At 41.4% G+C, this 6,207-nt stretch carries 5 protein-coding genes and 2 pseudogenes; 4 read left to right on the forward strand and 3 right to left on the reverse strand.

The features are described from left to right. A partial coding sequence (locus tag B7C60_RS18260) for a helix-turn-helix domain-containing protein (RefSeq protein WP_245868796.1) occupies positions 1 to 982 on the reverse strand: 982 nt, incomplete at its 3' end. A 159-nt stretch (positions 983 to 1,141) separates the two neighbouring features. Here B7C60_RS18260 and B7C60_RS07225 point away from each other — a divergent pair. Continuing rightward, on the forward strand, positions 1,142 to 1,720 hold the full coding sequence (locus B7C60_RS07225) for an aldolase/citrate lyase/malate synthase family protein (RefSeq protein WP_099611068.1): 579 nt from the start codon (positions 1,142 to 1,144) through the stop codon (positions 1,718 to 1,720). Positions 1,721 to 1,965: 245 nt separating this feature from the next. Here B7C60_RS07225 and B7C60_RS07230 read toward each other — a convergent pair whose 3' ends face one another. Continuing rightward, a complete protein-coding gene (locus B7C60_RS07230) occupies positions 1,966 to 2,982 on the reverse strand; it encodes a GGDEF domain-containing protein (RefSeq protein WP_161428491.1) in 1,017 nt (338 codons plus the stop codon). A 355-nt stretch (positions 2,983 to 3,337) separates the two neighbouring features. Then, positions 3,338 to 4,264, reverse strand: coding sequence for a chemotaxis protein (locus B7C60_RS07235; RefSeq protein ID WP_099611069.1), 927 nt, complete (start codon positions 4,262 to 4,264; stop codon positions 3,338 to 3,340). Positions 4,265 to 4,440: 176 nt separating this feature from the next. Here B7C60_RS07235 and ppiC point away from each other — a divergent pair. The 3 genes and pseudogenes from ppiC to B7C60_RS17190 all read left to right on the forward strand — a co-directional run. Beyond that, positions 4,441 to 4,719: pseudogene (ppiC, locus tag B7C60_RS07240) on the forward strand (peptidylprolyl isomerase PpiC). Between the two features lie 299 nt (positions 4,720 to 5,018). Further along, positions 5,019 to 5,663, forward strand: a complete 645-nt coding sequence (ompW, locus tag B7C60_RS07245; protein ID WP_099611070.1) for an outer membrane protein OmpW — start codon at positions 5,019 to 5,021, stop codon at positions 5,661 to 5,663. A gap of 318 nt (positions 5,664 to 5,981) precedes the next feature. After that, positions 5,982 to 6,207, forward strand: a pseudogene (locus B7C60_RS17190) (hypothetical protein); the annotation flags it as partial.

Here is a 6,207-nt window from a genome sequence, read left to right on the forward strand (position 1 = left end):
CGGTCATTCTTCTCATCGCCACAGAGGGAGAAACACCGGCCTTTTGATGTACCGCTATCTCATAGCCATTTCTATCCAGTAACTGGCGAAATGGAACTTTAGGACAGAGTAATGCTCCGGCAAAAAAGCTTGATTCAAAATCACGCCAAGCTTGTAAAATATCTTGTGAATTCAGTTCAGAACCCTGTGGGGTTTCAGCCAACTCTTCCCAACTGTGTGTATGTCCAACCGAAAGAACGCTTTTTAACCCGTCCTTACTGTGGAGTATATTATGGCCAATGTAGACGGCTAAATCATATTTGAGCCGAGTCGGATAGCTGCGTAGGATTTCATTTAAGTAGATATGGCCTGGCGGTTCGAAGAAAGAGGTGACCAACTGTTTGGCGCTAATCCCTAATTCATCGACCACATCATGTGGTGTGCGAGTCACCCAGCGTACGGTTAAGCCTAAACTTTTCGCCATATCGATTAAGTCTTCTACTGCTAAGTTAAGGCGTTTTAATCCAACTTCCTCAGCGGCTCGTTCTAAATCAGGAAAATGATTTTGCAAGCTTTCTTGATGGGCTCGAATCAAAAGATGAGCAAATTGTCGTCCTGTGATGCCTGCTTGTGAGAGCATTTCCGGGATAGCTATTTGTAAAATATCATGGGAAAAAAGAAAACTCGGCTCAAGAGCCATACCACTGATGCCTCCTCGTTTCCCTTTATCTGGTGTAATATCCGCTTGCTCGGGTTCATCGTCTAAAAACCAACGTGGATCTTTTTGAAAAACCTCTGCAATCACTTCCAGCATTTCTATGCTAGGTACCCGTTTCCCTCGTTCAATCATCGAAAGATAAGAGACCGATGGCGCATACTCTGGATTAATACGAATACAGCGCGCAGAGAGATCTTCCATCGTTAAATGGTTACGTTTTCTTAAATTTCGCACTTTTGTACCCAAAAAATGGGACTGTCTAACTAAGCTTTTGGAGATGGCCATTTTGTAAAATTCACATTGTAAAATTTTTGTTGTGAAATTGTAGTTAAAAATACGGTAATCTACCAAGTAAGCAAGTCACAAACTTGAGTGAAATTTAACCACAAGTTTGAAAAAGATTGCGCTAGGACATAATTGAAAGTTATCCATGAGGGAAAGACGATGAATATGCTGACATTCGATAAGACTAACATGCAACAACACAATAAACCCTTTATCGCTGAAGCTGTCTTCGCCGTCGAGACAATCAGCGCGAATTTACAACGAGAAAAACAACTTAGAGCCAAGCAATTGCTTGATCGTTTATTCCCGTTAGAAAATGGTTCTCACCAAGAAGTGACAAGTTATGTGATCGATTATCATCATGTACTGGCATATTTTAAAAATGGTCAGCATAGTGGGCTGAAGTATCCTAAACAGTTTATTGCTTACACGGGGGGGAAAGAACAACCTTGTTCAATTCTTTTTCGAGATGGGCATGGGAGCCATGTTGAAGTCTTACTCGGTTGTCAACGAGGAACCGGTTATATTGAACTGATCGACATCGATGACATTCAGTTAGAAACCTGTACTGTCCTTAGCCAAGAGGTGAACGATCATATGCCAAACGCTGTTTTGCGCCATTGGATTAGCTTAATTAAGGGAGATGAGCGGGGTAAGCCTCAGGCCAGCAGTGAAGATAAAGAATTTAGAGCTAAGAGTGGAGGGGATTACTGTCTTAGTTATTGTTTTAATTTATGACCAAATAAAAACGATATCTCCTTCCTACTTGAATCTGCAGGGGTGTTGGCTACGTTGGTTCACCCCAATCACATTGCCTGTTTATGCTCATGAGGATGATGAGAGCCATTCGTGGCTCTCACCAAAGGTCAGCGCCTACGTCTGTTCAAATTTGTTCCAGACAAATTTGTTACTCGCTTGACGCCTACCTGCAATTCCAAGTTGCTTGGGTATAAAACCTTGAGTTTAATGCTCAAGGTTCTGTTTTATAAGGGCATAACCCGGTTACGACCTAATTTTTTTGCTTCATAGAGCAGTTTGTCTGCCCGATCAATCAGATTGTCTACTGTTTCCATTGGTTGATACTCCACCACACCAAAAGAGGCGGTAATATTGCCAACTTGCTGCCCTGTTCGACGATCGCGAACGTATAACCTTTCAATTGAGCGGCGGAGAGAATCGGCAAATTGGCGAGCACTACGCAATGGTTTATGCGGTAGAATCAAGGCAAATTCTTCACCACCAAATCGATAGGCTGTAATGCCTTCTCTACAACTGGCTTGAATACGCTTTGCCAGGGTACGCAGAACCGAGTCACCGAATAGATGGCCAAAGTCATCGTTATACGATTTAAAATGATCGATATCCAATAAAATAAGACTCATGGCTTGTTGAGCATGCACAAAACTGAGCAAATCAGCGTTAAATGAACGACGATTATAAAGCCCGGATAGTGAATCAAATAAAGCGTCTTTTTGCACATCGGATAATTGATGACGCAAGCGAGAAATTTCTTCGCAGGCATTTTTCAATTGAGCGCCTAGAAAGCGAGTTGAATGGCGAATATCTTGTGATTCACTGACCAACTGCCTAATTAAGCTCATGACTTCATCGATGGAAAGATCTTCTTTTTCCACGCGTTCTAAATGATTAAAGCTTTTATCAATGATCGTTTCAAAAGCATGAGTATCTGTCATTGTGTCTGACATTGAACTGGCGACTTCAGTGGCTAATAGTTCGATATTGGAGCGTAGTTCACTAACCGTGGTTTCGACTTTAGAAGCAATAAATTGCTGGTAGAGGTAATCCCCAGAAGCTGGCGGGCAAATCCCCAAGTTGCTTAATACGTCATCAAGCTCTTGGTTGAGTTGTGGCATCGTATTATCAACATAGGTGTACCAAAGTGCATAGTTAGTTGGGCTGGCAGCAACATGATGCTTCATCATTAAAGGCACCGCTTTTTTTAGGTTCTCGGTTGCTTTTTTAAACGTGTCGTCAGTCATTGTCTTATTCACAATACTACCCTATGAACTAGTATATTTAGCATAGCGGATTTTATTTTATATTGCTGCAAAATAATCGGCTACACAATGAAGCTCGATAAGGCATTGATGGCTAGATAAAGCGAGTTATCCCCTTCCTACTTGAAGCTGCAGGGGTGTTGGCTACGTTCTTTCACCCCAATCACATAGCCTGTCTATGCTCATGAGGATGATGAGAGCCATCCGTGGCCCTCACCAAAGGCCAGCCTACGGCTGTTCAAATTTGTCACTCACTTGCCGCCTACTTGCAACTCCAAGTTGTTTGGGTATAGCAGGTTAAAAAGAAGGGCGGGCACACGCCCTCTGAACTGGGAACCTAACGAGCTAAGGTGCCATTACGTTGAGTGTCGATAGTTTTTGCTCCTCGTAACATCGCTTCAATCAGTTCTGTCGCATTAAATTTTTCCAATGCTTCATGTGCCCCCACTTGACGCGCTCTATCGACGCATATTTCACTCGATAATGAGGTATGTAAAATACAATATGCATGGCTGAGTTTGCTATCATTTTGCACTTCAAAAGCAAGTTCATAGCCATCTAAACCGGGCATTTCAATATCACTGACTAGAATATCAATCGCTTTATGTTCATCCGCGGCTCGACGCATCAGTTCAATGGCATCAAGTCCATTTTTACAAATTTGGTATGGAATATTAATACTGTCTAAAGCATCAGCGAGTTGTTTACGAGCGATAGAAGAGTCATCCACTAACAAAATATGAAGGGGTTTTAGGCGTTCACGTTCTATATCTGTCAGCATTGGAACTTTCGCTGACTCATACTGCGGATAGATTTTTGAGAGCAATAGTTCAACGTCTAACAATTGTACGATACGATCTTGATAGCGAGTAATTCCCGTCACAAAAACATTTTTACCTGCAGAGCTAGGAGCACTCTCGATGGTGCGCCAATCACATTCAATAATTTTTTCAATACTACGAACCATAAAAGCCACCACAGTTCGCAGACAGTCGGTAACAATTAAATAACAGTTTTTATATTCTTGTTCAGTTATCCGCCGAAAACCAATAGCCGCAGCCATATCGATTACTGGCACAGTGAGGTCTCGAATCGTGACAGTACCAACCACATGATGATGAGAATAAGGGATTTGAGTCATCGGTAAAAAAGGAACAATTTCTCGTACTTTTAATGTTCCTATCGCAAACAGTTGCCGCTGTGAGTTCAAGGTGAACATCAACATCCCTTGTGACTGATTCGCTTTACTGATGGTTTTAGCCATAATATTACTCAAAATAAATGCTTTCTATGTGTCTATAGTAACTGAAAAAGGTCAAGTCGTAACGTGATCAAGCCATTTTTAGCGTCAGCAAACCAGAAAAAATCGATGGGCAGTGAGGAGGTGCATTCTCTTTAACCTTTCGTTAGACTGAGCCACTTTTATTGTGAGAGAAAACCATGGCAAAAACAGCAGCGGCATTGCATATTTTAGTCAAGCATAAAGAACAGGCCGAAGCATTACTTTAGCAGCTAAAAAAAGGAGCAAAATTTCAAACTTTGGCAAGAAAACACTCCTTATGTCCATCAGGAAAACGAGGCGGTGATTTGGGAGAGTTTCGTCAGGGACAAATGGTACCTGCGTTTGATAAGGTGTGTTTTCAGGCTGAACTTTTGACACCTCAGTTAGTCAAAACCAAATTTGGTTGGCATATTGTTAAGGTGCTGTATCGTACCTAAGGTCAACAGACCGTAAGTGGCTGGATTTTGATTAATATGTCAACTGAGTCTCAGTAATTGCTTTATTACTGCAGTTTTAATTGATTCGTGTCAACACAAAGCCAGATACCATGGTGTGATACACGTTAAAGTTGCATTAGATAATTGTGTGTTATTGGCAATAAAAAGTGACGAAGGTTGCATATTCTCATGCTTTTTTACAATAAATTTTACAAATTGATTTCCATCAAATTTGTATGGTTTTTCTGTGTTATGTTGCGGGCATAATAATTATTAGCCCCAACAAAAGGAAAATCATAATGAAAAAAATAGTCTGTGGATTGGCTGTATTAGCCGCGCTTGTCTCAACTCATGTATTAGCCCACCAGCAAGGGGATATTTTAGTCCGGGCAGGCCTAGCTGCTGTTGTGCCTAATGATAGCAGTGATAAAATTCTAGGAAGCTCTGACGAGTTGAAAGTTAATACCAATACTCAATTGGGACTCACTTTAGGGTATATGTTGACGGATAATTTCAGTGTTGAGCTGTTGGCAGCGACCCCATTTTCCCATGATATTTCTACCGATCTACTTGGATTAGGCGATATTGGTAAAACGAAACATTTACCCCCAACCGTAATGGTTCAGTACTATTTTGGTGAGGCGAATTCTGCGTTTCGTCCTTATGTCGGAGCAGGCATTAACTACACCACTTTTTTTGATGAGAAATTTAATAACACCGGTAAAACTGCTGGGTTGAGTGATCTGAAATTGGATGACTCATGGGGATTGGCGGCCAATATTGGTATTGACTATATGCTTGACGATAATTGGTTTTTCAATGCGTCAGCGTGGTACGCTAATATTGAAACAACCGCCAAGTATAAATTTGGTGGTGCTGCTCAGTCAACGGATGTAAAAATTAATCCTTGGGTGTTGATGATAGCGGGTGGGTATAAGTTTTAACTGCGAAATCTCAACTCCGCTTAGTGTGTAATAAAATTCAATTTAATCTAAGAGGTGCACTCTAGCACCTCTTTTTATCTCTTCTGTTTAGCAAGTCTCTGTCGGTATTTTGTGATATGCCGAGGCGAAAAAGACTTGTTCCGAATGTAATGCCAAGGCACTATAGATTTTTACCATCCCTTCATTTTGTTCATGGTTTGAATGTTATCATCTCTGCTGTGCCAATATGTATCCTATGAATAGAAACGCGCTTACACCACATAACAATAGTAATATGCCTCTTTATTCTAACTTACCAACTTTACAGGGCCGTCCAATATGTTGCATTGGTTGTGGATAGTCGCGTGGCTGTGGGCTGCTAGTGCTCAAGCCGCTCACCCTACATTTATCGCGCCCTTTTTACAAAGAAATGTACCATTTCCTAGTTTTGAAACGATTGAACAGAGCCCATACTGGTTTGCGTGTGGTGAGCGAGCCACTGACAAGCGCTGGTGTAGTGATCCATTTTATTATTATTCAGTTTCTGTTTGGGCCAGTATTGGGC

The organism is Vibrio fujianensis, assembly GCF_002749895.1.
In the GTDB taxonomy this organism is placed as follows: Bacteria; Pseudomonadota; Gammaproteobacteria; order Enterobacterales; family Vibrionaceae; genus Vibrio; species Vibrio fujianensis.

Excerpts from the sequence above, each read along its gene's own strand:
- B7C60_RS07225 (WP_099611068.1), top strand. The coding sequence starts at position 1,142 with ATGAATATGCTGACATTCGATAAGACTAACATGCAACAACACAATAAA.
- B7C60_RS07230 (WP_161428491.1), bottom strand. The coding sequence starts at position 2,982 with ATGACTGACGACACGTTTAAAAAAGCAACCGAGAACCTAAAAAAAGCG.
- B7C60_RS07235 (WP_099611069.1), bottom strand. The coding sequence starts at position 4,264 with ATGGCTAAAACCATCAGTAAAGCGAATCAGTCACAAGGGATGTTGATG.
- ompW (WP_099611070.1), top strand. The coding sequence starts at position 5,019 with ATGAAAAAAATAGTCTGTGGATTGGCTGTATTAGCCGCGCTTGTCTCA.